The 2599-nt window shown below is 56.8% G+C and carries 2 protein-coding genes and 2 pseudogenes; 1 reads left to right on the top strand and 3 read right to left on the bottom strand.

The annotated features are described in order from the left end of the window. Nucleotides 1–85 precede the first annotated feature (85 nt). Entirely contained in the window at nucleotides 86–277 is a 192-nt protein-coding gene (locus A3A5_RS45405; RefSeq protein ID WP_018311797.1) for a hypothetical protein, read from the bottom strand. Between the two features lie 82 nt (nucleotides 278–359). Further along, nucleotides 360–668: pseudogene (locus tag A3A5_RS45400) on the bottom strand (S9 family peptidase); the annotation flags it as partial. Between the two features lie 52 nt (nucleotides 669–720). Here A3A5_RS45400 and A3A5_RS38790 point away from each other — a divergent pair. Beyond that, nucleotides 721–1010, top strand: a pseudogene (locus A3A5_RS38790) (ATP-binding protein); the annotation flags it as partial. A gap of 43 nt (nucleotides 1011–1053) precedes the next feature. On the opposite strand, the gene A3A5_RS38785 reads toward A3A5_RS38790, so the two are convergent. Continuing rightward, nucleotides 1054–1980 (bottom strand): YopJ family acetyltransferase, encoded by a 927-nt coding sequence (locus tag A3A5_RS38785; protein ID WP_018311796.1) that lies wholly within the window; start codon nucleotides 1978–1980, stop codon nucleotides 1054–1056. Between the last annotated feature and the right edge of the window lie 619 nt (nucleotides 1981–2599).

Below are 2599 nucleotides of genomic sequence, written 5' to 3'. Positions count from 1 at the left end.
AACTCGCACTCACTCTCTCCACGCTGTGTCGCAGTGTGGGCATTGGAGACGCCGAATTCATATAAGTTCCATCAAGAACAGAACGCTACACTAGCTTGTGGAAATAGACCGCGTGTCCCAAAGCAGGCGCCACTAATTCGGCGTCCTTCTCTGGCTCGGGGTCGCACGAGTAGAAGAAGCCCGAGTCGTCCTTCGCCCAGGCGATGTTGGTGAAGCGGGCCCATTTGATCTCGTCGTCGAGAATTTCGCCGCTGCCGATGTCGAGGATGCGGATCATGCGCCAGTCCGTGCCCCCATTCCTGAATGGCGTAGGCAATGTGCGCTCCGTTTTCAGACGGCGCCCATTCCGCCAGAGCTGTGGCGCCATCCTCCGACCACTTGTTCGGATCGATGATGACGCGATCCGCGCCGCTCACGCCCTCGCGGAAGAAGAGGACGGTCTGGTTGTCGAGCCCGGAACTGCGCGTGAAGAAGTATCGCCCGCCCCGCTTCTCCGGCATGGTCAGTCGCTCGTAGTCAAACAGCGCAGTCAGGCGCTTGTGGTATATGTCTCGTCCCGCGAATCCAGCCAGATAAGGGGCGGAGATGGCGTTCTGCCCATCGACCCAGGCGCGAATATCCGGATCGCGCCGAATATCGTTCTCCAGCCAGCGATAGGGATCGACGATCTTCTGGCCAAAATACTCGTCGATCGTATCTACCTGTTTGGTTTCGGGATATGTACGTTACGTCGAATCGGAGACGGTGTACGCTGGCTACGCCGTAGACACGCGCGCCGATCAGGACCGCTTGCTCAAGATGCTGCTCGAACCGGAACTGGTTGTGCTCGACGACTTGTTCCTGGCAAAACGCATCCCGGATGCCGCCGCCGAACTGCTGCGGACGTTGGTCCACCAGCGCTACAAATTGCGTCGCAGCATCATCGTCACATCCAACCGCGTCGTGCAGGACTGGGGGCGATACCTCGGCGACAACACCTGGCCACCACCATCCTCGACTGTCTGATGCACCCCCTTCAGTGCGACGCCCGAGGCGCTATAGCATGCGTTGGCATCAGTCATATAACATCTTGTCCAGCGCCGTACGAATCTTAGTTGCTCGCGATGTCTCAATAGAGGCGCTGTACGGCTTTTTTCCTTCTCTGTGAACCGCAAATGCGTCAAGACGCTCGCTTAACGACTCCGATTTTTGGGCACGCCTGCTTGAACTCATATCTTTGTCTTTGATGCCCGACTGGTGATCCGCCACCTCGTCGACTACGCCTTTTGAGTGTGAGTGCTTATAAAAAAGCGCTGGCAGGAACTGTTCGCCGTGGAACAGGTTGATCTGCGCAAACTCCAGCATTGCGTCGGGCGATGGCATGAATTGGCCGGAGTCATTCCCTTTATCGGCAATTGTTCCGTGCTGATGCAAGTTCTCATGCCAGTCGTCAAACGTGGATGACCGGTGGTGAGCTGCCAACGCGAAATTCATACCGAACATCACGCAGTCTGCTTCGGATTTCTGAGCACCTACACCGATGAACGCCCATTTCGGCTCTGGTCCGAGCCTCTGCAACGACTGTCGGCGAAGGTTCGTATAAGCGGTCACGAAAGTGTAAAGGCTGGCGGCTTCCATTACGATTACGCTGGGAGGTTCTCCGGCGCGCGTTCGAACGTCAGCGACGAAGTGATGCTTTCCCCCATCTTCAAGCCGGACGACCGCTCGCCATGAGATGTCCGATGAGCAATCGGCCAACGCGTTGAGAAACGCGGCAGGTGAGTCCATATGGCTGAGGTTGAGGCCGGGATAGCGGCTGTTATAGCCACCAGCCAAACGAGGAAAATTGTCGATATCAAGTGACAGAGTGTCTTCGTTTGGCTGCACGTTGTTCGCCAAGTCGTTCGCGATATGCTGACCATACTGCACCAAAGCAGGCGAAATCTCAGCTCGCCTCGCGCGTTGCAGGGCCTGCGTAAGCAGCTGGAGTTTCTCGGTCACGCGTACGGAGGGGGAAGGCCACGATGTGCTTCCGCTTGCAGCACGGCGGGGCGATTTCGGAAACTGCTGCCATTGGCTTTCAGATCCCGGACTTGATTGGCGGGACTCGGCCGCTGTGGACTCCGCATCTTGCGTGTATCCATAGCTGTGGTGGGTATCATGCTGTACGCTCGGGCGGGAGATGCAACACCCCATTTTTCGACTCCTGATTTCTGTAAAGGTACGGAGCAGTTGCGGACGACGTTCAATACTCGACCGAGGCGACAAAGGGGTCGAAGAGTCCGCGGGGCTCGACGCAGGCTGCTCGCTTGAAATCTCACGGCTTTTGAGATTAGCGCGTGTTTGGGCCATCTGTTTGCGGCCTGACGAAAGTTTGGCGTCAAACGCGAATACGATCCAAGACTTGGGGTGCAACGCCAATCTGTATTCGCTGATTGAGACCTACAAGGGGTAATAGCTGGCGCGACTTCACGTCGCACGCTTACGATTTCCGAATCCTGAAGCCACCTGGCTCGGGCCGCAAGGGCTAGTGCAATGTTCCATTCTGTTTGGAACTTAAGCGGCGGTTGGCACGAATGACCTTCTGTAGGATGTCGCGAGCGCTCTTGGTCCAGATGAA

It is taken from the genome of Cupriavidus sp. UYPR2.512 (assembly GCF_000379565.1).
GTDB lineage: Bacteria > Pseudomonadota > Gammaproteobacteria > Burkholderiales > Burkholderiaceae > Cupriavidus.
This window is presented reverse-complemented; position numbering and strand designations above follow the sequence as displayed.

What these genes read in the sequence shown, in the direction of transcription:
- A3A5_RS45405 (WP_018311797.1), bottom strand. Translation starts at nt 277, where the DNA reads ATGATCCGCATCCTCGACATCGGCAGCGGCGAAATTCTCGACGACGAG.